This is a genomic window from Actinopolymorpha cephalotaxi (assembly GCF_013408535.1).
Lineage (GTDB): Bacteria > Actinomycetota > Actinomycetes > Propionibacteriales > Actinopolymorphaceae > Actinopolymorpha > Actinopolymorpha cephalotaxi.
This window is the reverse complement of sequence record NZ_JACBZA010000001.1, coordinates 3,722,574-3,745,957: the sequence shown is the minus strand read 5'-3', so window position 1 is coordinate 3,745,957 and position 23,384 is coordinate 3,722,574. Positions and strand designations below refer to the sequence as shown.

Sequence of the window (23,384 nt, the reverse complement as noted above, 5' to 3'; positions counted from 1 at the left end):
CCCGCCGGCGGACCAGGGGCGACCGGCCGGTGACCATTCGCGGTACGTCCGGAAGGCCTGTGGACAACCGTTCGCGGTCGAGATCGGTGCATGACACAATCCACGAGCGGCTTCGAGATCAAGGCCGCTGACCGGGATGTAGACGTGCTAGTGGCGCGGGGTGCAGGGAAGACATGAGTGCGGTCGACATCATCGACTCCGAGGTGCGCGAGAAGGTCCGCCGCGAAGGGCTCGACCCCCTCAAGGAGCCGGGCGCGATCCGCCGGATCATCGACCAGGTCATCCTTCGCTACGACGAGCGCACGCTGGTGGCCACACTGCCTCCGCTGGGCGACCAGCGTGAGGTGGCCCGCGAGGTGTTCAACGCCATCGCCGGGTTCGGCCCGCTGCAGAAGTATCTCGACGACCCCACCATCGAGGAGATCTGGATCAACCAGCCCTCGAAGGTGTTCATCGCCCGCAACGGCCGCTCCGAGCTCACCACCACGGTGCTCACCGCCGACGAGGTGCGCGACCTGGTCGAGCGGATGCTCAAGACCACCGGTCGACGGATCGACTTCTCCACCCCGTTCGTGGACGCGATGCTGCCCGACGGCAGCCGGCTGCACGTCGTGATCCCCGACATCACCCGCACGCACTGGGCGGTCAACATCCGCAAGTTCGTGGTCCGGGCCACCCACCTCGAGGACCTCGTCTCCCTCGGCACCCTCACCACTCAGGGCGCGCACTTCCTGGAGGCCTGCGTCGTCGCCGGGCTCAACGTCCTTGTTGCGGGTGGCACCCAGGCCGGCAAGACCACGTTGCTCAACTGCCTGGGCGCCGCGGTGCCGCCACGGGAGCGGATCGTCAGCTGCGAGGAGGTCTTCGAGCTGAAGATCCCGCTGCCCGACTGGGTGCCGATGCAGACCCGGCAGTCCAACCTCGAGGGCACCGGCGAGATCCGGTTGCGCAACCTCGTCAAGGAAGCCCTCCGGATGCGGCCCAGCCGGATCATCGTCGGCGAGGTCCGCGCCGAGGAGTGCCTCGACCTGCTGATCGCGCTCAACTCCGGGCTGCCGGGCATGTGCACCATCCACGCCAACTCCGCCCGCGAGGCGATCACCAAGATGTGCACGCTTCCGCTGCTTGCGGGGGAGAACATCGGCTCGCGGTTCGTCGTTCCGACCGTGGCCGGCGCGGTCGACATCGTGGTGCACACCCAGCTGATCGAGAGCGGCCGGCGGCGCGTACGCGAGATCTGCGCGGTGCCGGGCCGGGTCGAGGGCGACGTGGTGGAGCTGGAGCCGATCTTCGTCCTGCGCGGCGACCGGCTGGTCCGCGCCGACGGCTACCCACCGCACCCGGACCGCTTCGAGCGCATCGGTTACGACCTGTCCCGCCTGCTGGCGCCCCGCTTCGAGGGAGTCGCCTGATGGGAATCCTCCTCGGCCTGATGCTGGGGCTCGGCCTGGTGCTGATCATCAGGTCGTTCCTCAAGCCGACACCCAAGGCCGCCGCCAAGTCCGGACCCTCGCTCCGCGAGCGCCTGGAGGACCTGCTCGCCCAGGCCGGGATCGAGGCGGTCAGTCCGGGGCAGCTGCTCGGCGCCTGTCTCGGGGTGGGGATCTTCGTCTTCCTGGTCATGTTCGTCATCTCCGGCGCGTTCCCGGTGGCGCTCGCGTTCGCCTCGTTCGCCGGCTACGGCCCGCTGGCGCTGGTGCGATACCGGGCCCGGTCACGTCGGCAGGAGCTGCGCGAGCTGTGGCCCGACGTCGTGGACAACCTCGCCTCCAGCGTCCGGGCCGGGCTCTCCCTGGCGGAGGCACTCACCCAGATCGGGGTCCGCGGGCCGGAGGCGCTGCGCCGGCCGTTCCAGCGGTTCGCAGAGGACTACCGCGCCACCGGCCGCTTCAACGAATGCCTCGACCAGCTCAAGCGCAACCTCGCCGACCCGGTGGGTGACCGCATCGTGGAGTCGCTCCGGATCGCCCGCGAGGTCGGCGGCAGTGACCTGGGCCGGCTGCTGCGCACGCTCTCCTCGTTCCTGCGCGAGGACGTCCGCACCCGGGGTGAGCTGGAGTCACGCCAGTCCATGACCGTCAACAGCGCCCGGCTCGCGGTCGCCGCACCGTGGCTGGTGCTGGGCTTCATGTCGTTCCAGCGGGACGTCATCGCCCGCTACAACTCCCCGCTCGGCTTCTTCATCCTGGTCGTGGGCGCCGCGTTGTGCGCGGTCGCCTACCGGCTCATGCTGCGGATCGGCCGGCTGCCCGAAGAACAGCGGGTGCTGCGATGACGATCAGCTGGTACGGCGCACTGCTCGGTCTGCTCACCGGCTTCGGCCTGGTGCTGGCGATCGTCCGGCTGCCGGTGCTCCGCCGGCCGAAGCTCGACGACCGGCTGGCGCCCTACATCCGCGACGCGGCCGGACCCGCGGCCTACGACCTGTCCGACCGGGTGTTCACTCCGTTCCCCACCCTGGAACGCATCCTGCGGCCCTACTTCCGCAGAGGTGCCGGCCTGCTCGAACGCGTACTCGGCGGCGGTGCGGTGATCCGCCGCCGGCTCCAGCAGGCCGGGCTGGACATGCGGGTGGAGGACTTCCGGGTGGAGCAGCTGATCTGGGGAGCGGCCGGGTTCGCCGCCGCCCTGGCGATGTCGCTGCTGCTCCTGGTGAGCCGGGGGACCAACCCGATCCCGCTGCTGATCCTGTGCTTCGCCGCGTTCGTCATCGGCATCCTGTTGCGCGACCGGCGCCTGGTGGAGCAGGTGAAGAAGCGCGAGGTCCGGATGATGGCGGAGTTCCCGACCGTTGCCGACATGCTCGCGCTGTCGGTGACGGCGGGGGAGGGTCCGGTGGCCGCGCTCGAACGCGTGGCGAACGTCAGCAAGGGGGAGCTGGCCAGGGAGTTCCGGTTCGCGCTGTCCGAGGCGCGCACGGGCGCCACGCTGGTGCAGGCGCTGGAGTCGGTGGGCGACCGTACCAACGTCTCCATCCTGGCGAGGTTCGTCGACGGCATCGCCATCGCCGTCGAACGCGGCACCCCGCTGGCCGACGTGCTGCGCGCGCAGGCGGCCGATGTCCGCGAAGCCGGCAAGCGGGAGCTGATCGAGTCGGGCGGGCGCAAGGAGATCGGCATGATGGTGCCGATCGTGTTCCTCGTGCTGCCCGTGACCGTGCTGTTCGCATTTTTTCCGGGCGCCATCAGTCTTCAGATGGTGTCCCCATGAGAGAGGATCAGTAATGATCACCGTCAAGGAACAGCTCGCAGTGGTGCTCGTGCGCCTGCACGCCCGACTGCTGACCGGGGGACGTGAGCGCGGGGACTTGGTGGGCTTTGCTCTCATCACCGTCATGACCGCCGCTCTGGTCGCCGTGCTCTGGGCCTTCCTCGGCCCGCAGCTGCAGTCGATGCTGCAGGACGCCATCAACAAGGCGCGGGGTTCCATCCCCGGATGAGTACCCACGGGGGCCGCCGACGTGGCCTCGTCCTTCGGCCGGCCCTCTGCTCCGAACGCGGAGCCGCACCGGTGGAGTTCGTGCTGGTGATGATCGTGTTGTTGCCGCTGTTCCTCGGCGTGCTCCAGCTCGGTCTGTTCCTGCACGTCCGTAACACCCTCACCGCCTGCGCGCACGACGGTGCCCGCGAGGCCGCCAACTACGACGGGACGCCGGCGGAGGGTGTGGCGGTGACCCGCGACTGCATCTCCGGTGCGCTGTCGGCCGGGATGGCGGGCGCGGTGACGCCGGGCACGGCCAGTGCGGGCGGCCAGGAGGTGGTGCAGATGCGGGTGCGGGCCCGGATGCCCGCGATGGGTCTGTGGGGCCCGACGTTCGGCTTCACGGTGGCCGGGCACGCGGTGAAGGAGCCGACGCCATGACCTGGCGACTCCTCCGTACCATCCGCGCCGTCGCCTCCGCCCCCGCTGCCCTCGCCCGGCGACGGGCGTACGGCGAGGGCGGGAACGCCATCGTGGAGTTCTGCCTGATGGGAATCCTGTTCCTGATCCCGCTGGTCTACGTCCTGCTCGCGGTGTTCGACCTGCAGCGGGCGATGTACGGCGCGTCGGCCGCGGCCCGCGACGCCGGTCGCGCGTTCGTGCTGGCGCCCGACGTCGGCTCCGCGCAGTCCAGGGCACGGCAGGCCGCGCAGTTCGCCATGTCCGACCAGGGACTCGAACTCGGTTCCGGCTTCTCCTACCAGTGCGACGGCGGCTGCCTGACGGCCGGCTCCGCGGTGACCGTCCGGGTCAGCTACACCGTTCCGCTGCCGTTCATCCCGGACGTGATCGGCGGCCCGCTCGCGTCCATCCCCGTCAGCAGCACGCACCGCACGCCGTACGGCGACTACCGAGAGTCGAAGGGGTGACCCGGATGGCCCGACCGGCGTGGCTGTTCCGTCCCCGTCGTCGATCGCCCGCGGGTCCGGCTCGTCCGGCTCGTCCGGCTCGCACCCGACCGGACGAGCGCGGCTCGCTGCTCCCGTTGATCATCGGGTTCGGGATCATCATCATGTTGCTGTGCGCGGTCGTGTTCGACGCCGCCCAGGCCTTCGTCTACCGCCGGGCGCTCAGTGGTATCGCCGACGGTGCCGCGCTGGCCGCGACCAACGGTGTCGACAAGGCGGCCATCTACCGCGGTGGGGTGGGTGACCGCGTGGTGCTCAGCCGCCAGCTGGCCCAGGAGGAGGTCGACAGGTACGTCGCGGAGGGCGGATACCGCACCGTCGACTGCGGCGTGACCGCGATGACCGCCGCCGAGGTCACCGTCACCTGTGGCGGCACCGTGGTCCTGCCGATCACCAACTCCGTGTCCAGCGGGCAGGGCCGGATCGACATCACCGTACGCGCCAACGCCGAGACCTTCGCCACGCCGTAGCGGACCCGGCACCGCGCCACGCCGTGCGGCCGTGCGGTCAGGTGCCGCGGTCAGATGATGAAGCTCCGGAAGAGGGCCAGCTCGGCATAGCGGTTCACCGTCCCCGGCGGCGGGCCGCGGTATCCCGGCACCTCCCGCAGGTCGTAGGACAGGTCGGCGGGCCGGTTCAGCGGACGTCCCGGTCGCCCACCCGCCGCCGGTTCGCGGCGGTCCCGGTGGCATGAGGCTCGCGAGCCAGGGTGCGCACGTACGCGTGAGCCCGCCCGGCGCCGAACTCCCCGGCAGGTGCGCCGGCGGGCAGCGGGGCCGGCGGTCGCGCGGCGAGGAAGGTCAGCACGACCAGCACGCACAGCACCGGAACGGCCACGGGCTTCGACCTGATCCTGGACAGGGCAGACACATCACGAAAACCAGGGCGGTTCGGCTGTCCGCGCGTCCTCCCTTCGGCCGATCCCGGCGGTCGGATCGGGTAATCCATGCCCGAATCCGGCGTCACCGCCGGGCGCGTACGCTTGGGGACCGTGGCCGGACCCGACTTCGAAGCAGACATCAAGGCACTCGACTCGACGCTGCGCAGCATCGAGTCTGTGCTCGACCTCGACCAGCTGCGCCGGGAGATCGCCGAGCTGAGCGAGCAGGCGTCCGCGCCCAACCTGTGGGACGACCAGGCCAACGCGCAGCGGGTGACCACCCGGCTCGCGGCCCGCCAGGCAGACCTGGACCGGGTGACCAGCCAGCGGCAGCGGCTGGACGACTTGGCCGTGCTGGTCGAGCTGGCCGACGCCGAGGACGACTCGGCCACCCGCGCCGAGGCCGACAAGGAGCTCACCGACCTTCGCCGGGCCATCGACGCGCTGGAGGTCCGCACCCTCCTGTCCGGCGAGTACGACTCCCGTGAGGCGCTGGTGACCATCCGGTCCGGCGCGGGCGGGGTGGACGCCGCCGACTTCGCCGAGATGCTGATGCGGATGTACATCCGCTGGGCCGAGCGGCACAAGTACCCCAGCGAGGTCTACGACACGTCCTACGCCGAGGAGGCCGGCATCAAGTCGGCCACCTTCGCGGTGAAGGCTCCCTACGCCTACGGCACGCTCTCGGTCGAGCAGGGCACCCACCGGCTGGTCCGGATCTCGCCGTTCGACAACCAGGGCCGCAGGCAGACCTCGTTCGCCGGCGTCGAGGTCGTGCCGGTCCTCGAGCAGACCGACGAGGTGGACATCCCCGAGGAGGAGATCCGGATCGACGTCTACCGCTCGTCGGGTCCGGGCGGCCAGAGCGTCAACACCACCGACTCCGCGGTCCGCATCACCCACCTCCCGACCGGGCTCGTCGTCTCCTGCCAGAACGAGAAGAGCCAGATCCAGAACCGCGCCACCGCGATGACGATCCTCAAGGCGAAGCTGCTCGCCCTGCGCAAGGCGGAGGAGCGGGCCAAGATCGACGAGATGCGGGGCAACGTCACCAGCTCCTGGGGCGACCAGATGCGCAACTACGTCCTGCATCCGTACCAAATGGTGAAGGACCTGCGCACCGAGCAGGAGACCGGTAACCCGCAGGCGGTCTTCGACGGCGAGCTCGACGACTTCATCGAGGCCGGCATCCGCTGGCGCCGCACCAGCGGCGCGGCCGCCGCCACCGCCTGACCCGGGCCGTTCCGCGAGACCCCCGGGAGACCCCGGGAGTCACCGTCCCCGAATGGGCGCGGAGGGTGACATTTGCGGCTTGCTGGGGAGTCTGGCGATTGGGCAGGATTCGGGTCGTACACTCGACGACTGGTCGACCCAGGTCGGCCGCCCGACCAGGACCCGACCGACGCCAGTCCGAAAGCCCGACGAAACCCGACCCAGGTCAGGAAGCATGCCGTGATCCGCTTCGAGAACGTCAGCAAGGTCTACGACGGACAGACCCGGCCCGCGCTCGCCGACCTGTCCCTGGAGGTCGACAAGGGCGAGTTCGTGTTCCTGGTGGGACAGTCGGGCTCGGGCAAGTCGACGTTCCTCCGGCTCGCCCTGCGCGAGCTGCGGCCCTCCCGCGGCCGGGTGTTCGTGGCCGGCAAGGAGCTCAACCGGCTGTCGTCGTGGAAGGTCCCGCGGCTACGCCGCCAGATCGGCACGGTCTTCCAGGACTTCCGGCTGCTGCCCAACAAGACGATCTTCGACAACGTCGCGTTCGCGCTGCAGGTCATCGGCGGCTCGCGCTCCCAGATCGTCAAGGAGGTCCCGGTCGTCCTGGAGCTGGTCGGGCTGGACGGCAAGGAGAACCGCATGCCGGACGAGCTGTCCGGCGGTGAGCAGCAGCGGGTCGCGATCGCCCGGGCGTTCGTCAACCGGCCGAAGATCCTGATCGCCGACGAGCCGACCGGAAACCTCGACCCCTCGACGTCGGTCGGCATCATGAAGCTGCTGGACCGGATCAACCGCACCGGCACCACGGTCCTCATGGCCACCCACGACGCGTCGATCGTGGACCAGATGCGCAAGCGCGTCATCGAACTCGACGGCGGCAAGCTGGTCCGCGACCAGACCCGCGGCGTCTACGGCTACCAGACCTAGCCTCCGCCCGCCCCGACGTCATGACCCCGACACGCTAGGACACCATGCAGATCAGGTACGCCTTCTCCGAACTCGGCACGGGCCTTCGCCGCAACGTCACCATGACCGTGGCCGTCGTCGTCACCGTCTGGATCTCGCTCGTCCTCTTCGGGATGGGGATGCTCATCCGGTCCGAGGTCGGCATGGTCAAGGGCTTCTGGTACGACAAGGTGGAGATCGCGGTCTTCCTCTGCAACGGCGTGTCGTCCTCGCCGCAGTGTGCCGACGGCGCGGTCAGCGCCGGCCAGCGGTCGGAGATCAACAAGGCGCTCAGCTCCAGCCCCGAGGTCCGCAGGGTCTACCACGAGTCCCAGCAGCAGGCCTTCAAGCGCTACCAGGAGATCTACAAGGACTCCGCCACCTCCAAGGTGGTGCAGGTGAAGGACCTGCCGGAGTCGTTCCGGGTGAGCCTGAAGAACCCCCAGGAGTACCAGGGCGTGGTCTCGTCCGTGCAGGGCCTGCCCGGGGTTTTCAGCGTCCAGGACTCCCGCAAGCTGCTCGAACCCCTGTTCAAGGGGCTGAACGGCCTGCAGTGGATCTCGATCGGCCTCGCCGGCGGGTTGCTGGTGGCCGCGGTCCTGCAGATCGGCAACACCATCCGGCTCACGGTCTTCAGCCGACGACGTGAGATAGGCATCATGCGCCTCGTCGGCGCGTCGAACCTCTACATCCAGTTGCCGTTCATCGTGGAGAGCGTCGTCGCGGCGCTGGTGGGCGCCGCGCTGGCCTGCGGAACGCTCGCGCTGACGCCCATGCTCACTGCCCGGTTACGTACCGACATCCGTGCAATTCCCTGGATCGGGTGGGAGGAGACTCTTGCCACGATGCCGGTGTTGGTGGTGCTGGGTGCACTTTTGGCCATCGTCGCCTCGTTCGTGACACTGCGGAAATACCTCACGGTGTGATGGGTATCTCCTACTCTCGGTAGAACCTCCGAGAGAGAGGGGACCCTCCGTGTCCCGTCCGACCCCTTCGGTGCGCCTGCGCGCGGCATTCGTCGCGTTTGCGGTGGCGTGCCTGGCGGCGCTCCTCGCGTCCTCCGCGACCCTGAGTCCCGGCCTGCAGCGGGCGCAGGCCGGCCCCGACGACGACAGACGCCGGGTCGACCGCCAGCTGGAGGACGCCAAGGGCGACCTGGACGAGTCCTCGGCCGGGTTGCGCTCGGCGACGCTCGCCCTGGCGCAGGCGCAGGCCCGGTTGCGGACGGCGCAGACCCGGCTGGCCACCGTCCGGGGGCAGCTCGCCGCCGCCCAGGCGAAGGACGCCGCACTGGCCGCCGACCTGGGCCGGGCGCGTGCGGCGGTCGCCCGCAGCCGGTCGGAGCTGGCCCGGACCGAGGACGGCGTGCGCGCCCAGCGGGACGAGATCGGGTCGTTCGCGGCCGCGGCGTACCAACAACCCGGCGTGAGCGAGCTCACCGCGGTGCTCACCAGTGAGACCACCGGCGAGCTGCTCGACCGGGCGCAGCTGGTCAGCAGCGTGGCCGACTCCCAGCAGGGCGCCCTGAACCGGCTGAACGCCGCCCGGGCACAGCTGGCCGGCAAGCGCAACGTGCTGGCCGCCGCCGAGCGCGTGGTCGCCCGGAAACGGGACTCGGCCGCGGCCAACCTCGCGCGTGTACGTGAGCTGGAGCAGCAGGCCGCCTCGACGGCCGCGTCGATCGGGAGCCTGGTCGCCGAGCGCAGGTCCGCCCAGACCGCGGCCGAGCGCGCCAAATCCGACGACCTGCGGCGCTACCAGCAGCTGGTCGCCGAGCGAAGCCGCATCCAGGCGATGCTGGAGGAGCTGGCCCGCCAGGAGGCCAGGCAGGAACGCCAGCGCCAGGAGCGTCAGCGTCAGGAACGCCAGCGCCAGGAACGTCAGCGCAAGCGTCACGACGGCGGCGGGTCCGGCGGGGGCAACAGTGGCGGCGGTGGCGGCAACGGCGGTGGCGGCAACAGCGGTGGCGGCAACAGCGGTGGCGGCAACAGCGGTGGCGGGTCCGGCGAGGGGTCCGGCGGCGGCGGCAGCAGCACGCTGTCCCGGCCGGTGCAGGCCTCGATCACCTCGCCGTACGGCATGCGGTTCCACCCGATCCTGCACCGGTGGAAGCTGCACGACGGCACCGACTTCGGCGCGGCGTGCGGGACCCCGATCCACGCGGCGGCGAGCGGCCGGGTGATCGCCCGCTACTACAACGGCGCCTACGGCAACCGCGTGCTGGTCTCGCACGGGCGGATGCGGGGAGCGTCCATCGTCACCGCGTACAACCACATGTCGCGGTACGCCGTGAGCAACGGTGAGCGGGTCAGCCGCGGCGAGGTCGTCGGCTACGTCGGCACCACGGGCTACTCCACCGGCTGCCACCTGCACTTCATGGTCTATCGGAACGGATCCACGACGAATCCCATGAACTGGCTGTAACCGGACCCCGCTCCGCGCCCGGCGGGTCCCCAGCGGAAACGCGGTTGCGCCGGTCCGGGAAGATAGAGGGATGGCAAAGGAGCGCGGGCGCCGGGTGATCGCGCAGAATCGCAAGGCCCGGCACGACTACCACATCGACGACACGTTCGAGGCGGGTCTCGTCCTCACCGGCACGGAGGTGAAGGCCCTCCGCGCCGGCCGCGCTTCGCTGGTGGACGGGTACGCCGTCGTGATGAACGACGAGGTGTGGCTGCAGGGGGTGCACATCCCGGAGTACTCCCAGGGCACCTGGACCAACCACGCCCCCCGGCGCACCCGCAAGCTGCTCCTGCACCGCAAGGAGATCGCCGAGATCGGCGCGGCCACCCGGGAGAGCGGCATCACGATCGTCCCGTTGGCCCTGTACTTCAAGGACGGCAAGGCGAAGATCGAGATCGGCCTGGCCCGGGGCAAGCGGGAGTACGACAAACGGCAGACGCTCGCCAAGCGGGAGGCCGACCGCGACGCCGCCCGGCAAATGGCCGAGCACAACCGCAGCCACGGCAGCGTCTGACGCGGCCCCGGCGGCCGGCCGGCCGGGGGCCGGTCCGCTGTCAGCTGGTGAGGATCAGCAGCTTCCCGGTGGTCCGGCGCCCCTCCAGGTCCTCGTGCGCCTGCGCGGCGTCCGCCAGCGAGTAGCGTCCGCCGATCCGTACGTCCAACTGCCCCGCGCCGATCCAGCCGAACAGCTCCCCGGCCCGGTCGGCGAGCTCGGCGCGGTCCCGGGTGTAGTACGCCAGGCTCGGCCTGGTCAGGAACAACCCGCCCTTGGAGTTCAGCGTCTGCGGGTCGAACGCCGGCACCGGCCCGCTGGCCGCGCCGTACAGCACCATCAGCCCGCGCACCCGCAGCGCGTCCAGGCCGCGTTCGAACGTCGCCCTGCCCACCCCGTCGTACACCACGGGGAAGCCCTCGCCGTCGGTCAGCTCCCGGGCCCGGTCGGCGAAGTCGTCGTAGGACGTGACCTCGTCCGCGCCGGCGCCGCGGGCGAGTTCGGCCTTGTCCGCCGTGGAGGTGGTGGCGAGGACGCGTCCGCCCCGCAACTTGACGATCTGGGTGAGCAGCAGCCCGACCCCGCCCGCGGCGGCGTGCACGAGCGCCCAGTCGCCCTTGCCGACCGGGTAGGTCGAGGTGGCGAGGTAGTGCGCCGTCATCCCCTGCAGCATCGTCGCCGCGGCCACCTCGTCGGAGACGGAGTCCGGGACCGGGACGACCTCGGCCACCGGGACGCACACCTGCTCGGCGTAGGAGCCGGGCGCCTCCTTCCAGGCCACCCGGTCGCCCACCGCGAGCTCGCTCACGTCGGGACCGAGCCGGGCGATCGTTCCGGCGCCCTCGCTGCCGGCGACGAACGGAGTGGACATCGGGTACGCGCCGGAGCGTCGGTAGGTGTCGATGAAGTTGACGCCGGCCGCGGCCACGTCGACCAGCACCTCACCCGGCCCGGGCTCGGGGGTCGGTAGGTCCGCAACCTCGAGAACGTCCGGTCCGCCGGTTCGGGTCACCTGCACTGCTCGCACCCGGGACACCTCTTCCTGGTCGTCTTCTGGGTCGTCTTCTGGTCGTCGCGTGAGCTCGTCCCCCGGCCGTTCAGGCCCGACTTCCAACCTATGGGCACCTCGGGATTCCGCAAACCACAGACGTGATGAGTACGCCGACGCGGCCGGTTTGGGCCCACGTACTCACGCGGCCTTCCGTGGCCCGGGTGCAGGGTGGTTCCACGAGGCTTCCGACGAAAAGGGCTTCCGACGAAGACGGAGGACGCCGATGCGGGATGTGGTGCTGACGGCGGTGGTGTGCGGCGGCGCGGTCCTCTGCGTGCCGTACCTCCGGACGGTGCTGGCGGAGGCCGTCCACACCGGCCGGTGGTCGCCCGGAATCGACCAGGAGTGGCTGCTGGCCGTCGTGGTGCCGGTCTCCTGTGGCACCGCCGCCGCTCTCGTGCTGTGGGCGATGCGGACGGACCGCCCGGTGCTCGCCCCGCTCGTGGCCGGCACTGCCGTGCTGGTCGTGCACGTCGCCCTGGCACGCACGCTCTTCCTCCTCGCCGGCGCGCTCGGCCTGACGCCGGGCTGCGCGCTGGCCACCTTCGCCGCCCTCGTCGGCGGCTGGGCCGGCTGGGCGGGTGCCTCGGGCCGCCCGTGGCCGCCCCGCGTCGCCGGTCTGATGGTGCTGGCCGGGCTGGGTGTGGTGGCGGTGGTCGAGCACGTGTTCGCCGACCGACTGGACGTGGCGGTGAAGCGGCAGGAGATCCGCGCCACCGGGCTGCGCCCGCTGCTGATCGACGACCCGGCCTGGCGCCTGGACTACGTCTACGTGGCGCCCGACGGGCGTTCGATCAGCGTGGGGTACGACAACGCGGCCGCCGACAACTCCCTCTCGGTCGAGCTGACGCCGCTGGACCACGCCCCCGTGCGCGATCTCGTACCCGCCCAGTCGGAGCGGGAACTCGTCCCGGCCGGAGCGGTCCGGCCCGCGCTGCGGCGGCTCGGCGGGGTCTCCTCGCCGCGCTACCTCACCCGGGTGGGCAGCCAGTGGGTACGCCTGGAGTTCGACCACGGCGAGGTCGGTGCGGCGGAGGCGGCGCGCCTGGTGGCCGGGATGCGGGCCGTCGACCCCGGCGAGCTCGCCGACCGGGACGCCGGTGCGGCGACCTGGTGGCGGGCCGCCCGCGCCGCGGCCGGCGACGGCGAGTCCGCCGGCCGGTGGTTTCCCGGACTTCGGCGACGGGGCCGGGTCGTCGGCTGAACGGATCGGCGGTTGATGGCAGGATCGCGGCGTGACCGCCGACGCCACGACAGGCTCCGCGACGGGCTCGCCGCTGCTGCGAGCCGCGCACGGACTCGCCGCCGACCTGCTCGCCCCGAACGCCGCCGACGTGGACACCACCACGGTGCCGCGCTCGCACCTGGACGCGCTCGGCCGGGCGGGCCTGCTCGGCCTGGCCGCTCCGGTCGCCGACGGCGGAAGTGCTGCCCCGCCCCGGTTGCAGCGCCGGATCCAGGAGGTGCTGGCCGGTGCGGACGCGGCGACCTGGTTCGTCGGCGCCCAGCACCACGGTCCGGTCCGGCTGCTCGCCGACAGCGACGCTCCGGCCCGGGCCGACCTGCTGCCCCGGCTGGCCCGGGGCGAACTCGTGGCGGGTACGGCGTTCGCGCACCTGCGCCGCTGGCCGGACCGCCCGGTGGAGGCCGAACGCGTCGCCGGCGGCTGGCGGTTCCACGGTGTCGCGCCGTGGTACACCGGCTGGGACCTCAACGACGTCTTCTCCCTCGGCGGCGCGACCGCGGACGGGGAGGTGGTGTTCGGCATCGTGCCCGCACGGCCGGGGGACGAGCTGACCGCCTCCGAGCCGTTGCGGCTGGCGGCGATGACCGCGACGCGTACGGTCCGGCTGCGGTTCGACGGGCTGTTCGTACCCGACTCCCATGTGGTGGCGCGGCAACCGGTCGACCGCTGGCTGCACACCGACCGGCGCAACACCGTGATGCCCAACCCGGCCGCGTTCGGCCTGGTCACGACCGCCGTCCGACGGCTTCGCGAGGTCGCCGAGCAGACCGGGCTGACCCCGGCCGGCCGGGCCGCCGACCGGTTCGCCGAACGACTGGAACGGCTGCGGGAGCGCACCGACCGGCTCTTCGACGACGTACCCCCCGACGACCAACACGACGTCCGGCTGGCCACCAGGGCGGAGGTCGGCACGTTGCTGGTGGACGCGACCACGGCGCTGGTCGTCGCCGGCGGCGGCAGGTCGATGACGCTGACCGACCCGGCCCAGCGGCTGGCCCGGGAGGCGGCGTTCCTGCTGGTGCAGGCGCAGACCCGGCCCGCGCGCGAGGAGCAGCTGCGGCACTGGGCCGACGGTCCGGCCGGTGAACTGCACGCGGCACCGACTGGCGCCGGCGATGTCGGTGGATCAACCTAAGCTGACGGTCCACTCGCGAGAACGGAGAGGACATGCGGCTCCCCAGGTCCCTGCCCGGGAACGACCCGGTCACCCCGCCGATGTTCGGCGGCTGGTTGCGGCACCTGCGCCCGCGTTCCCGCGAGAACGTCCTCGACCGCACGAAGGCCCTCGCGGGCGCGTTCCAGTTGATCGGCTGGCAGAACAGCCTGCGGGCGGTTCGCTACGCCGTCCGGCGCACCTGGCTCGACCGGCAGCTGGAGCAGCCGTCGCGCACTCCGCCGCGCGTGCCGGGGCGGCTGACCGGTGCGGAGCCGGTGGCCGGGGGAGCGCGGTTCACGTTCGCGCCGACGCAGGGCATGGATGACGACCTCACCCTGGAGGTGCGGTTCCTCGCCGCCGGCGGCGTCTTCGTCGGCTGGGACGGCGCCCGGCCCACGCCGTCCTACGCCCTGGCCGACTTCGGGTCCGGGCAGGCGCCCGCGGCTTCGCAGGACACCACGCTCGCCCGCGAGGGTGACGACTGGAAGGTCGGCACCGGCGAGCTGAGCGTCACCGTCCATCCCGCGGGCGGGCTCACGTTCCGGTCCGGCGGCGACGGGCACGCCCCACCGCTGCGCCAGGATCTGCCACCCCGCTGGGACGGTTCCGCCTGGACCCACCGCAGCACGCTGGACAGCGACGCCGCGGTGCTCGGGCTCGGCGGCCGCAGCGCGCCACTCGACCGGCGTGGCGGCACCTACCGGCTGTGGAACTCCGACCCCGGCGGCACCTACACCCTGGGCGACGATCCGCTGTCCCTGTCGATCCCGGTCCACCTCGTCGTCGCCGACGCGGGCACGCACCTCGCGTTCCACGACACCAGCTTCGACGGCACCGTCGAGGTGGGCGAGCAGGTCGTCACCCGCCTGTCCGACGGCCCGCTGCGCTACTACGTCTTCCCGGGTCCGCCGGCGCGGGCGCTGGACGCCTACACCGCGCTCACCGGGCGGCCGGCGTTGCCGCCGCGCTGGGCACTGGGTTACCACCAGAGCCGCTGGGGGTACGGCAGCGAGTCCGCGGTACGCCGGATCGTCGGGCAGTTCGCCGAACGCGACCTGCCGCTGTCGGTGATCTGGCTGGACATCGACCACCTCGTCGACAACCGGCCGTTCAACGTCGACCCGCAGCGTTATCCCGACCTCAGCACCCTCACCGCGGACCTGGCCGAGCGCGGCATCCACTTGGTGGCCATCGCCGATCCCGGTGTCGCCACGGACCGGCGCGACCCCGTGTTCGCCGGCGGTCTCGCGGCCGACGTGTTCTGCCGGGACGAGCGCGGCGGGCTCGCGACCGGAGTGGTGTGGCCGGGCACCACGGTCTTTCCCGACTTCACCGCCTCCCGGACCCGCGAGTGGTGGAGCCGGCTCTACCAGACCTACGTCAGCGCCGGCGTCGCCGGTTTCTGGCACGACATGAACGAGCCGTCGTCGTTCGCGGCGTGGGGCGACGGGACGCTTCCGCTGTCCACCCGGCACGACCTCGACGGGCGTGGCGGCGACCACCGCGAGGCGCACAACGTCTACGCCCTGCTGCTCAACCACGCGGGGTTCGACGGCGTGCGGCGGCTGCGGCCGGACCGGCGGCCCTACCTCCTGTCGCGGTCGGGTTTCGCGGGCCTGCAGCGCTACGCCGGCACCTGGTCCGGCGACATCGGCACGGCCTGGGAGGGCCTGCGGATCAGTCTCAGCTTCACTCTCGGGCTGGGCTGTTCGGGGATGCCGTACTCCGGTCCCGACATCGGCGGCTTCGACGCGCACCCGTCGGCGGAGCTGTACGTCCGCTGGTTCCAGCTCGCCTCGTATCTCCCGTTCTTCCGGGTGCACTGCGCCGCGTCGCTGCCGCACCGGGAGCCGTGGGCGTTCGGGCCGGAGGTGCTCGGGCAGGTGCGGCCCGCGCTGACCGAGCGATACGCCCTGCTGCCGTACTGGTACACCCTCGCGTTCGTCGCGCACCGCACCGGCACGCCCTATGCCCGGCCGATGTTCTGGGCCGACCCGGCCGACGCCGCGCTGCGCTGGGAGGACGACCAGTTCCTGCTGGGTGACGCGCTGCTGGTGGCGCCGGTGCTGGCCGAGGGCGTCCGCGAGCGGACCGTACGCCTGCCCGCCGGGCGGTGGTACGACCGGCGCACCGGGATCGCCCACGACGGACCCGGGCACGTGACCGTGCCGGCGCCGCTGGACTCCACGCCGGTGCTCGTCCGGGCGGGCGCGGTGCTTCCGGTGGAGCGCGCGGGTTCGATCGTGCTGGAGGTCTACCCGCCCGGCCCCGACGACGAAGCAGGCCAGGACGACGACGGCGCGGCCGGCGCCGATGACGACCTAGCCCCGGGCGGGATGCTGGTCACCGATGCCGGTGACGGGTTCGCCGAGCCGGTGGAGGAACGCTTCACCCTCGGCCGCGACGACGACGGCCGGCTCGAGGTGCGCTACTCCGGACCGGCCGGCTCCCTGCCGTACGACGTGGACTGGCGGGTGGCCCCCGGCCGGCCGTGACCTTAGGAGAGCTGGCGGAGGCGGATGGTCTCCGGCATCTCCCGCAGCACCTGAGCCACCTTGTCCGCGGCCGGCGCGCCGATGTCGGTGATGACGTAGCCGACCTCGCCGCGGGTGCCGAGGAACTGTCCCTCGATGTTCACACCGTGCTCGGCGAGGACGCCGTTGATGGTGGCGAGAACGCCCGGCGTGTTCACGTGGACGTGCGCGAGCCGGTGGGCGCCGACTCGCTCGGGCAGGGCGAGCTCCGGGAGGTTCACGCTCAGGGACGTGTTGCCGTCGTCGGCGTAGTGGCGCAGCTTGGACGCCACGAATCGGCCGATGTCCTGCTGCGCCTCCTCGGTGGACCCGCCGACGTGGGGGGTGAGGATGACGTTGGACAGTCCGCGCAGCTCCGACTCGAACGCCTCACCGCGGCGCTTCGGCTCACGCGGGAACACGTCCACGGCCGCGCCGGCGAGATGGCCGGACTCGATGTGCCGGCGCAGCGCGCCGTGGTCGACGAGGAAGCCGCGGGAGAGGTTGAGGAAGATCGCGCCGGGACGCATCCGGGCGAACTCCGCCTCGCCGAACATCCCGCTGTTGCCGGGCCGCCCGTCGACGTGCAGCGTCACGATGTCGACCGACTCCAGTAGCTCCTCGATCGAGGAGCAGCGGACCGCGTTGCCGAGGGCCAGCTTGTCGTTGATGTCGTAGAAGTACACCGACATGCCGAGTGTCTCGGCCAGCACCGACAGCTGGCTGCCGATGTTGCCGTACCCCACGATGCCGAGCCGGCGGCCGCGCACCTCGTGGCTGCCGGCGGCCGACTTGTCCCAGATCCCCGCGTGCATGTCCCGGCTCTTGTCGGTGAGCCGCCGGGTGAGCGCGATGATCTCGGCGATGGCGAGCTCGACGACGCTGCGGGTGTTGGAGAACGGCGCGTTGAACACCGCCACCCCGCGCCGGGTCGCCGCCGGGAGGTCGATCTGGTTGGTTCCGATGCAGAACGCGCCCACCGCGAGGAGGTTGCCGGCGTGGTCGAGCACCTTGTCGGTGAGCTGGGTGGTCGATCGGATGCCGAGCAGGTGTACGTCACCGACACGTGCGGCCAGCTCGTCCTCGCCGAGTGCGCCGTCGTGGGTCTCCACGTGGAAGCCGGCCGAGGAGAGCAGCTCGGTGGCATCGGGGTGGATGTTCTCCAGCAGCAGGACGTTGATCTTGTCGTCTCCGGTCGGGGCCATGGCAAAGATGGTGCCCCCTTCGCCTCGAGCGGGCACACCCGGGTCCAGGGTGCGGTATGCCCGGGGGCGGTGCTGGTACGGATCCGGGACCAAGGCCCTCATATCGGGTGGTGGCCCCGGGCGCTCCTGACTGGTCCTAGCGGCTCGTGACCGGCGATCGCTCCCCCCGGTCCTGGTCCCGGTCCTGGCCCCGGTCGGAGGCCTCGTCCTGCTCCCTGGCCCGGTCGGTGACCTGCTCCCTGGTCTGGTCGCCGGCCGGCCGGTTCGGAATCCGGATGGACGCGGCCGCCGCCAGGAAGCACAGCAGGCCGGCGCCGGTGAACGCGACGGTGTAGCTGCCCAGGTCGTCGCGGATCACGCCCGCGGCGGTCGCGGCGATCGCCGCGCCGATCTGGTGGCAGGCGAAGACCCAGCCGAACACGATCGGCCCGGCGGTGCCGAAGTGCGTACGGCACAGGGCGATCGTCGGCGGCACCGTCGCCACCCAGTCCAGCCCGTAGAACACGATGAAGATCAGCAGGCTCGGGTGCGGCTCGGCGGCGAGCAGCGACGGGAGCAGCAGCAGGGAGCCGCCGCGCAGCGCGTAGTACAACCCGAGCAGCAGCGCCGCCGGAACCCGGTCGGTGAGCCAGCCGGAGGCGACCGTCCCGATCACGTCCAGCACTCCCACCAGGGCCAGCAACGAGGCGGCCACCGGCTCGGACATGCCGTGGTCGTGGGCGGCCGGGATCAGGTGGATCTGGATCAGCCCGTTGGTCGACATGCCGCAGATCGCGAAGCCCACCGCGAGCAGCCAGAACACCCGGGTGCGGGCGGCGGCGGACAGCGTGGCCGGGGCGCGGCCGGCAGCGGGGTGCGCGGTGGGTTCGGAGGCAGCAGAAGGGGCGGAGGGGTCCTCACCGGTCGCGCCGTACGGTGCGAGGCCGACGTCGCTCGGCCGGTCCCGCAGGAACACCACGACCAGCGGGACGACCGCCAGGGCGGCGATCGTCACCGTCCAGGACGCGCTGCGCCAGCCGGAGCCGACGGCGAGAGTGGCGAGTACGGGCAGGAACACCAGCCGGCCGGTCGCGCCACCGGAGGTGAGTACGCCGGTCACCAGGCCTCGGTGCCGTACGAACCACCGCCCGGTGATCGTGGCCACGAAGCCAAGCGCCATCGCGCCGGTGCCCAGGCCGACGAGTACGCCCCACAGCAGGACCAGCTGCCAGCTGGCGGTCATGACGGTCGTCAGGCCGCTGCCCACCACGATCAGCGTGAGCGCGCCGACCAGGACGCGGCGGATCCCGAACCGCTCCATCAGCGCCGCAGCGAACGGCGCGGTCAGGCCGTAGAGGAGGAGGTTGACCGAGATCGCGAGCGAGATCGTGCTGCGCGACCAGCCGAACTCCTCCTGCAGGGGAGTGACCAGGACGCCCGGGGTGGCACCGAATCCGGCGGCGGCGACCAGGGTGAGCAGCGAGACGCCGGCGACGAGCCAGGCACGGTGGAGGCGGGGCGGCCGGGTGGACATCGGCGCGGTGGACGTGTGCACGGGGACCAGTCTTCGGATCCCAGCGGGCCAGAACGAGTGGCCTGGAGGCCAACATGTGCAAGGATCGGGCCATGCCGTTTCCCGCCGATGATCCGCGGCACCGGCTCGCGGTGCTGGCCCTGCCCGCCATCGTGCCGTTCGACCTGGGCACGGCGACCGAGGTCTTCCGTTCCGCCCGCGACGGCGACAACCGGCGGCACTACGTCGTCCGGGTCGGTACGCCCGACGGCGCGGCGGTCCGGACGGCCGCCGGCTTCGACGTGGCACCCGATCACGGCCCGGAGCTGCTGGCCGAGGCGGACACCGTGGTGGTGCCCGGCGTGCACGGCGGGCCGGCGACGACCGGCGGCACGCTGGACCCGCTGGTCGCCGAGGCGCTGCGGGACGTGGTGGCGACCGGGCGGCGGCTGGTGTCGATCTGCACCGGTGCGTTCGTCCTGGCCGCGGCCGGCGTCCTGGACGGCCGCCCCGCGACGACCCACTGGGCGCACGCCGAGCGGTTCCGGCAGCTGTACCCCAAGGTCCGGCTCGACCCGGACGTGCTGTTCGTCGACGACGGCCAGGTGCTCACCTCGGCCGGGGTGGGTGCCGGTCTCGATCTGTGCCTGCACATCATCCGCCGCGACCATGGCGCCGAGGTGGCCAACAGCACGGCCCGCCGCTGTGTGGTGCCGCCCTGGCGCGACGGCGGCCAGTCGCAGTACATCGAACGCCCGGTTCCCTCACCGGCCGGCACCACCACCGAACCCACCCGCCGGTGGATGCTGGACCACCTGGCCGACCCGCTCGACCTGCGGGCGCTGGCCGGGCACGGGCGGATGAGCGTACGGACGTTCACCCGTCGGTTCCGGGAGGAGACGGGCCTGAGCCCGGGCACCTGGCTGGGCCGGCAGCGCATCGAGCACGCCCGGCACCTGCTGGAGTCCACCGATCTGCCGGTCGACGGGGTGGCCCGGGCCGCGGGGTTCGCGACCACCGCGTCGCTGCGCCAGCACCTGCACGCGGTCGTCGGCGTCTCGCCGCTGGCGTACCGGCGGACGTTCCGCGGCGCGTCCGAGCACTGAGCCACCGAGCCTTCGCCCTCGCCGCATCCCACGCCCCGCACCGAGCGCGGGCCGCTGTCAACCGGCGCTTGTCACCGTACGCGACCGCAGCGAACTCGCCCGTACGTGCAGCTCGGTGGGCAGCACGGTCACCGACGGCGGCCGGGACGGATCCTCCACCCGGCGGAGCAACAGGTCGGCGGCGGTGCGCCCGATCTCGTACGTGGGCTGGGTGATCGTGGACAGCGGCGGCCGGATCAGCGTCGCGCACGGCACGTCGTCGAACCCGAAGATTCCCACGTCGGCGGGCACCCGCAGGCCACGGTCCACCAGGCACGCCAGCGCCCCGACGGTGAGCAGGTTGTTGGTGGCGAACACCGCGTCCGGGCGCGGCGTGTGGTCGAGGAGCTCGCCCATGGCGGCGTACCCGCCCTGCTCGCGGAAGTCGGTGTGGCGTACCAGCCGTGGATCCGGCTTCCGGCCGGCCGCCCGCAGCGCGCGGCGGTAACCCGCCAGGCGTTCCTCGGCGGTGCTGACGCCACGTGGTCCGGTGATGCAGGCCACCCGGGTGAAGCCCTCCTCGAGCAGGTGGGCGGTGGCGAGTTCGGCGGCGCTGGTGTTGTCCACCGTCACCGTGTCCACCTCGACCTCCTCCGCCCGCCGGTCGATCGCCACGATCGGGACACCGGCCGACACCAGCCGGGTCAGGTGACCGGGCTGGTTGGTCGGCGAGACAATCACTCCGGCCATCTGCTCGGCCAGGATCGCGGCGATGTAGTCGGCCTCCTTGGCCGGGCTCTCGTCGCTGTTGCAGAGCACCACGGAGTACCTCGCCTGCTGGGCGACGTCCTCGACCCCGCGTACCAGCGCGGTGAAGAACGGGTTGTTGATGTCGGAGACGAGCACCGCCCACAGGTGGGTCTGGCTGCGGCGCAGGCTGCGGGCGAGCGCGTTGGGCCGGTAGTCGAGCTCGGTCGCGGCGGAACGCACCCGGTCGGCCAGTTGTGCGTCGACGGTCTGCTTGCCGTTGAGCACCCGGGAGACGGTGGACGCGGAGACGCCCGCGTGGCGAGCGACGTCGTAGATCGTGGCCATGGTGGTGGTTCAGCGTAGGACACAGCAGAGCGCTCCCGTCCGTCCCGGTCGGAGAGAGCGCCCCGCGTCTGCGTGCCCGCCCGCGTCAGATCATCCGGCGGGCGAGGTTCTCCTTCTGCGAGGGGCCGTCGGCGGAGCCGGCGATCCACGGGCCGTCGGGGTAGAGGTGGAGTACGCCGTCCTCCACCCAGGTGTAGCGGCCGGCCAGGATCTGCCTGGCCAGGGCGTCGTCGCTGTCGTCGGAGTTGATCCACAGCCGGCGGAACAGCTCCCGGATCCGCGTCCGCGCCTGGACGCAGAACGCCTCTGCCAGTTCGTAGGCCGCCTCGCCCCGCTCGGGGTCCTCCTGCCGCAGCCGCTCCGCGCGTACGCAGGCCGCGGTCATGGCGAACAGCTCCGCACCGATGTCGACCACCCGGGCGAGGAATCCCTGCCGCTGTTCGAGTTTGGCCTGCCAGCGCGCCATGCCGTAGAAGGTGTTGCGGGCCAGCTTGCGCGAGGCACGCTCCACGAACCGCAGGTGTGGCGCCAGGTCGCCGAACTCCGCGTACGACGACGGCCGGTGTCCCTTGCCGGTGACCAGCCGCGGCAGCCAGCGGCCGTAGAAGCCGCTCGCCCTGGCCGCTGCCCGCGCCTTCGCGCCGGTGTCGGCCTGCACGTCGGCCAGCGCACCGGCGGCCTGCAGGTGGGTGTCGACCGCCTCGCGGGCGATCATCAGGTGCATGATCTCGGTCGAGCCCTCGAAGATGCGGTTGATCCGCATGTCCCGCATCATCTGCTCCACCGGCGCGGCCCGCTCACCGCGCGCTGCGAGTGACTCCGCGCTCTCGTAGCCGCGGCCGCCCCGGATCTGGACGAGCTCGTCGATCATCTGCCAGGACTTCTCGCTGGCGTACAGCTTGGCCAGCGCCGCCTCCAGCCGGATGTCGAGCGTCCCCTCGTCGGCCATGCCGGCGGACAGTTCGAGGATGCTCTCCAGCGCGAACGACGTGGCCGCGATGAAGGAGATCTTGTGCGCGATGGCCGCGTGCCGGCCGATCGGGCGACCCCACTGTTCGCGTTCGGCGGACCACTCGCGGGCGATCTTCAGCGCCCACTTGCCCGCGCCCGCGCACATAGCGGGGATCGACAGCCGGCCGGCGTTCAGCGTCGTCAGCGCGATCTTCAGGCCCATGCCCTCCTCGGCGAGCCGGTTGGCCGCCGGGACCCGGACCTGGTGGAAGCGGGTGACGCCGTTCTCGATGCCCCGCAGGCCCATGAAGGCGTTGCGGTTCTCGACCGTGATGCCGGGGCTGTTCGCCTCGACCACGAACGCGGTGATGCCGCCGCGGTGGCCTTCCGAGCGCGGCACCCGCGCCATCACCACCACGAGTTCGGCGACGACACCGTTCGTCGTCCACAGCTTCACGCCGTCCAGGACGTACTCCGAGCCGTCCGCGCTCGGCACGGCCGCCATCGCCAGCCGGGCCGGGTCGGAGCCGACGTCGGGTTCGGTGAGCAGGAACGCGCTGATCGCACCGCGGGCACAGCGGGGGAGGTACTCCCGCTTCTGCTCCTCGGTGCCGAACATCTTCACCGGTTCGGGCACGCCGATCGACTGGTGCGCCGACAGCAGCGCGCCGATGCTCGGGTGGACCGAGCTGGCCAGCATCAGGCCGGCGCCGTAGTCGGCCATCGACAGGCCGAGGCCGCCGTACTCCTGCGGGATCTTCATCCCGAACGCGCCCAGGGCGGCGAAGCCCTTGGCGTACTCGTCGGGGATGCGGGACTCGCGTTCGATGACCTGGCCGTCCAGCGTCTCGCAGTAGGCACGCAGGCGGGCCAGGAACTCCCGGCCGCGGAGGATCTTGTCGGCGGGAGGACGTGGGGCGGGATGGATCAGGTCGAGGCGGAGCTGCCCGAGGTAGAGGTCCTTGGCGAAGCTCGGCTTGACCCAGGAAGCCTCGCGGGCCGCCTCGGCGACAGCGCGAGCTTCCACTTCGGTGACGCGGCCGGTCTGGCTCATGGCTCACCCTTTCGCCGGTACTACCGGCCAGTGTTACTCGCCAGTAAGAGGCGTGCCAGGGGAACCGGAAAAGGGACCGACAGCTTGGGTGAGTGGTCCGAAAGGTGACGTTGACAGCGGTTGGCCCCGGTCGCGTACGGTCCACAAAGCCT

General features: G+C 71.8%; 22 protein-coding genes. 16 read left to right on the top strand and 6 right to left on the bottom strand.

What is annotated here, in order from left to right:
- The first annotated feature begins 173 nt into the window (after positions 1–173).
- Genes FHR37_RS16515 through FHR37_RS16485 form a run of 7 tightly spaced genes read left to right on the top strand, consistent with a single transcriptional unit; the run spans position 174 to position 4,858 of the window.
- Complete coding sequence (locus tag FHR37_RS16515) at positions 174–1,412, top strand: CpaF family protein (protein WP_092880267.1); 1,239 nt, start codon at positions 174–176, stop codon at positions 1,410–1,412.
- Positions 1,412–2,275: a type II secretion system F family protein gene (locus FHR37_RS16510; protein ID WP_092880265.1), complete on the top strand. Its 864-nt coding sequence runs from the start codon at positions 1,412–1,414 to the stop codon at positions 2,273–2,275. The genes FHR37_RS16515 and FHR37_RS16510 overlap by 1 nt, the downstream gene beginning before the upstream one ends.
- The gene (locus FHR37_RS16505) at positions 2,272–3,210 is read left to right on the top strand and encodes a type II secretion system F family protein (protein WP_092880262.1); all 939 of its coding nucleotides are present in this window, start codon (positions 2,272–2,274) and stop codon (positions 3,208–3,210) included. Before FHR37_RS16510 ends, FHR37_RS16505 begins: the two co-directional genes overlap by 4 nt.
- Before the next feature lie 13 nt (positions 3,211–3,223).
- Positions 3,224–3,439: a hypothetical protein gene (locus tag FHR37_RS16500; RefSeq protein ID WP_202884532.1), complete on the top strand. Its 216-nt coding sequence runs from the start codon at positions 3,224–3,226 to the stop codon at positions 3,437–3,439.
- Positions 3,436–3,861 carry a TadE family protein gene (locus tag FHR37_RS16495; protein ID WP_092880260.1) on the top strand — a complete coding sequence of 142 codons (426 nt, stop codon included), beginning with the start codon at positions 3,436–3,438 and terminating at the stop codon, positions 3,859–3,861. Before FHR37_RS16500 ends, FHR37_RS16495 begins: the two co-directional genes overlap by 4 nt.
- Positions 3,858–4,349 carry a hypothetical protein gene (locus tag FHR37_RS16490; RefSeq protein WP_092880257.1) on the top strand — a complete coding sequence of 164 codons (492 nt, stop codon included), beginning with the start codon at positions 3,858–3,860 and terminating at the stop codon, positions 4,347–4,349. The genes FHR37_RS16495 and FHR37_RS16490 overlap by 4 nt, the downstream gene beginning before the upstream one ends.
- Positions 4,350–4,354: 5 nt before the next feature.
- Positions 4,355–4,858 (top strand): pilus assembly protein TadG-related protein, encoded by a 504-nt coding sequence (locus FHR37_RS16485; RefSeq protein ID WP_139238778.1) that lies wholly within the window; start codon positions 4,355–4,357, stop codon positions 4,856–4,858.
- Between the two features lie 166 nt (positions 4,859–5,024).
- On the opposite strand, the gene FHR37_RS16480 is transcribed toward FHR37_RS16485, so the two are convergent.
- Complete coding sequence (locus FHR37_RS16480) at positions 5,025–5,225, bottom strand: hypothetical protein (RefSeq protein ID WP_092880252.1); 201 nt, start codon at positions 5,223–5,225, stop codon at positions 5,025–5,027.
- Positions 5,226–5,379: 154 nt separating this feature from the next.
- Between FHR37_RS16480 and prfB the strand changes: the two genes are divergently transcribed.
- The 5 genes from prfB to smpB all read left to right on the top strand — a co-directional run bounded on the left by prfB (position 5,380) and on the right by smpB (position 10,405).
- On the top strand, positions 5,380–6,501 hold the full coding sequence (gene prfB, locus FHR37_RS16475) for a peptide chain release factor 2 (protein WP_092880794.1): 1,122 nt from the start codon (positions 5,380–5,382) through the stop codon (positions 6,499–6,501).
- Positions 6,502–6,720: 219 nt separating this feature from the next.
- The gene (gene ftsE, locus FHR37_RS16470; RefSeq protein ID WP_092880249.1) at positions 6,721–7,410 is read left to right on the top strand and encodes a cell division ATP-binding protein FtsE; all 690 of its coding nucleotides are present in this window, start codon (positions 6,721–6,723) and stop codon (positions 7,408–7,410) included.
- 44 nt (positions 7,411–7,454) lie between these two features.
- Positions 7,455–8,354 (top strand): permease-like cell division protein FtsX, encoded by a 900-nt coding sequence (gene ftsX, locus FHR37_RS16465; protein ID WP_092880246.1) that lies wholly within the window; start codon positions 7,455–7,457, stop codon positions 8,352–8,354.
- A 49-nt stretch (positions 8,355–8,403) separates the two neighbouring features.
- Positions 8,404–9,852 (top strand): M23 family metallopeptidase, encoded by a 1,449-nt coding sequence (locus tag FHR37_RS33150; RefSeq protein WP_139238777.1) that lies wholly within the window; start codon positions 8,404–8,406, stop codon positions 9,850–9,852.
- Positions 9,853–9,922: 70 nt separating this feature from the next.
- Positions 9,923–10,405 carry an SsrA-binding protein SmpB gene (gene smpB, locus FHR37_RS16455; protein ID WP_092880239.1) on the top strand — a complete coding sequence of 161 codons (483 nt, stop codon included), beginning with the start codon at positions 9,923–9,925 and terminating at the stop codon, positions 10,403–10,405.
- Positions 10,406–10,445: 40 nt separating this feature from the next.
- On the opposite strand, the gene FHR37_RS16450 is transcribed toward smpB, so the two are convergent.
- Positions 10,446–11,411 carry a quinone oxidoreductase family protein gene (locus tag FHR37_RS16450; protein WP_092880792.1) on the bottom strand — a complete coding sequence of 322 codons (966 nt, stop codon included), beginning with the start codon at positions 11,409–11,411 and terminating at the stop codon, positions 10,446–10,448.
- 247 nt (positions 11,412–11,658) lie between these two features.
- Here FHR37_RS16450 and FHR37_RS16445 point away from each other — a divergent pair, with 247 nt between their 5' ends.
- Genes FHR37_RS16445 through FHR37_RS16435 form a run of 3 tightly spaced genes read left to right on the top strand, consistent with a single transcriptional unit; the run spans position 11,659 to position 16,332 of the window.
- Positions 11,659–12,639, top strand: a complete 981-nt coding sequence (locus FHR37_RS16445; protein ID WP_092880236.1) for a hypothetical protein — start codon at positions 11,659–11,661, stop codon at positions 12,637–12,639.
- A 31-nt stretch (positions 12,640–12,670) separates the two neighbouring features.
- Complete coding sequence (locus FHR37_RS16440; RefSeq protein WP_092880233.1) at positions 12,671–13,816, top strand: acyl-CoA dehydrogenase family protein; 1,146 nt, start codon at positions 12,671–12,673, stop codon at positions 13,814–13,816.
- Positions 13,817–13,848: 32 nt separating this feature from the next.
- Entirely contained in the window at positions 13,849–16,332 is a 2,484-nt protein-coding gene (locus tag FHR37_RS16435) for a glycoside hydrolase family 31 protein (RefSeq protein ID WP_092880230.1), read from the top strand.
- Between the two features lie 2 nt (positions 16,333–16,334).
- On the opposite strand, the gene serA is transcribed toward FHR37_RS16435, so the two are convergent.
- Positions 16,335–17,555 (bottom strand): phosphoglycerate dehydrogenase, encoded by a 1,221-nt coding sequence (gene serA, locus FHR37_RS16430; protein WP_175542304.1) that lies wholly within the window; start codon positions 17,553–17,555, stop codon positions 16,335–16,337.
- Between the two features lie 136 nt (positions 17,556–17,691).
- Positions 17,692–19,089 (bottom strand): MFS transporter, encoded by a 1,398-nt coding sequence (locus tag FHR37_RS16425; RefSeq protein WP_237768529.1) that lies wholly within the window; start codon positions 19,087–19,089, stop codon positions 17,692–17,694.
- A gap of 71 nt (positions 19,090–19,160) precedes the next feature.
- On the opposite strand from FHR37_RS16425, the gene FHR37_RS16420 reads away from it, so the two are divergent.
- The gene (locus FHR37_RS16420; RefSeq protein WP_202817863.1) at positions 19,161–20,153 is read left to right on the top strand and encodes a GlxA family transcriptional regulator; all 993 of its coding nucleotides are present in this window, start codon (positions 19,161–19,163) and stop codon (positions 20,151–20,153) included.
- A 57-nt stretch (positions 20,154–20,210) separates the two neighbouring features.
- On the opposite strand, the gene FHR37_RS16415 is transcribed toward FHR37_RS16420, so the two are convergent.
- Complete coding sequence (locus FHR37_RS16415; protein ID WP_092880224.1) at positions 20,211–21,227, bottom strand: LacI family DNA-binding transcriptional regulator; 1,017 nt, start codon at positions 21,225–21,227, stop codon at positions 20,211–20,213.
- 85 nt (positions 21,228–21,312) lie between these two features.
- Positions 21,313–23,232, bottom strand: a complete 1,920-nt coding sequence (locus tag FHR37_RS16410) for an acyl-CoA dehydrogenase family protein (RefSeq protein WP_092880221.1) — start codon at positions 23,230–23,232, stop codon at positions 21,313–21,315.
- Between the last annotated feature and the right edge of the window lie 152 nt (positions 23,233–23,384).

Excerpts from the sequence above, each read along its gene's own strand:
- FHR37_RS16415 (WP_092880224.1), bottom strand. The coding sequence starts at position 21,227 with ATGGCCACGATCTACGACGTCGCTCGCCACGCGGGCGTCTCCGCGTCC.
- FHR37_RS16515 (WP_092880267.1), top strand. The coding sequence starts at position 174 with ATGAGTGCGGTCGACATCATCGACTCCGAGGTGCGCGAGAAGGTCCGC.
- smpB (WP_092880239.1), top strand. The coding sequence starts at position 9,923 with ATGGCAAAGGAGCGCGGGCGCCGGGTGATCGCGCAGAATCGCAAGGCC.
- FHR37_RS16435 (WP_092880230.1), top strand. The coding sequence starts at position 13,849 with ATGCGGCTCCCCAGGTCCCTGCCCGGGAACGACCCGGTCACCCCGCCG.
- FHR37_RS16490 (WP_092880257.1), top strand. The coding sequence starts at position 3,858 with ATGACCTGGCGACTCCTCCGTACCATCCGCGCCGTCGCCTCCGCCCCC.
- FHR37_RS16485 (WP_139238778.1), top strand. The coding sequence starts at position 4,355 with ATGGCCCGACCGGCGTGGCTGTTCCGTCCCCGTCGTCGATCGCCCGCG.
- FHR37_RS16510 (WP_092880265.1), top strand. The coding sequence starts at position 1,412 with ATGGGAATCCTCCTCGGCCTGATGCTGGGGCTCGGCCTGGTGCTGATC.
- FHR37_RS16420 (WP_202817863.1), top strand. The coding sequence starts at position 19,161 with ATGCCGTTTCCCGCCGATGATCCGCGGCACCGGCTCGCGGTGCTGGCC.
- FHR37_RS16445 (WP_092880236.1), top strand. The coding sequence starts at position 11,659 with ATGCGGGATGTGGTGCTGACGGCGGTGGTGTGCGGCGGCGCGGTCCTC.
- ftsX (WP_092880246.1), top strand. The coding sequence starts at position 7,455 with ATGCAGATCAGGTACGCCTTCTCCGAACTCGGCACGGGCCTTCGCCGC.
- FHR37_RS16410 (WP_092880221.1), bottom strand. The coding sequence starts at position 23,232 with ATGAGCCAGACCGGCCGCGTCACCGAAGTGGAAGCTCGCGCTGTCGCC.
- FHR37_RS16500 (WP_202884532.1), top strand. The coding sequence starts at position 3,224 with ATGATCACCGTCAAGGAACAGCTCGCAGTGGTGCTCGTGCGCCTGCAC.
- serA (WP_175542304.1), bottom strand. The coding sequence starts at position 17,555 with ATGGCCCCGACCGGAGACGACAAGATCAACGTCCTGCTGCTGGAGAAC.
- FHR37_RS16505 (WP_092880262.1), top strand. The coding sequence starts at position 2,272 with ATGACGATCAGCTGGTACGGCGCACTGCTCGGTCTGCTCACCGGCTTC.
- FHR37_RS16495 (WP_092880260.1), top strand. The coding sequence starts at position 3,436 with ATGAGTACCCACGGGGGCCGCCGACGTGGCCTCGTCCTTCGGCCGGCC.